This is a genomic window from Streptomyces tricolor (assembly GCF_002155905.1).
GTDB classification, from domain to species: Bacteria; Actinomycetota; Actinomycetes; order Streptomycetales; family Streptomycetaceae; genus Streptomyces; species Streptomyces tricolor.
The window spans coordinates 1-653 of the sequence record NZ_MUMF01001079.1 but is presented as its reverse complement, the minus strand read 5'-3'; the positions used below and the strand labels follow the sequence as shown (position 1 = coordinate 653).

Annotated in this window: 2 protein-coding genes; one reads left to right on the top strand and one right to left on the bottom strand. The window is 72.3% G+C overall.

The genetic code is table 11. The features are described from left to right. Positions 1–258, top strand: a 258-nt coding sequence (locus CCN44_RS42855; RefSeq protein ID WP_331478637.1) for a carbohydrate-binding protein, incomplete at its 5' end; no start/stop codon positions are given. Between the two features lie 97 nt (positions 259–355). Here the strand turns inward: CCN44_RS42855 and CCN44_RS42850 are convergent. Beyond that, the coding region (locus tag CCN44_RS42850; protein ID WP_208639959.1) for a PepSY domain-containing protein at positions 356–653 on the bottom strand (298 nt) is incomplete at its 5' end.

Genomic DNA, 653 nt, shown 5'->3' with positions numbered 1-653 from the left:
GGTACGACGTTCTTCCAGCCGATCAACCCGATCCTCCAGTCCTACGGCCTCACCCTGAAGACGACCACGACCGGCCCCGGCGACCCCGGCGACCCCGGTGACCCGGGTGAGCCGGGCGGCACCTGGTCCGCGGGCACCGTCTACCAGGCGGGCGACACGGTGACGTACGGCGGTGCCGGTTATCGCTGCCTGCAGAGCCACCAGGCCCAGCCCGGCTGGGAGCCGCCGAACACGCCGGCGCTGTGGCAGCGGGTGTAGGAACCCCGGTCCGGCGGACGGCCCGCTGCCCGGGCGCTCACGGCGGAGCGCCCGGGCAGCGGGATGCCGTGGACCGCTCGACGGAGTGCGGCGGCCGTCAGTCGCGGTCGACGTGCTCCCGCAGGATCTTGCGGTCGGACGCGTCGATGTCGTAGGTCGTCTTGTTCCAGTCGTCGGTCGTCACGACGTCGACGGACCACTTCGGCGTGCCGCCGTCGGAGTCGTCCAGTTCGACGGCGCTGACGGTGCCCTTGGTCTTGTCCGTGGCGGTCTGTGCGGCCTGTTGCGGGGTGACGGTGGCCTTCTCCAGCCGGTCCGCCAGCTCGCGCTTGTCGTCGGGGTCCTGGTCCGGCTTGGCCTGCTCCTGACCGGCCTTGCCGGTGACCGCGTCGACG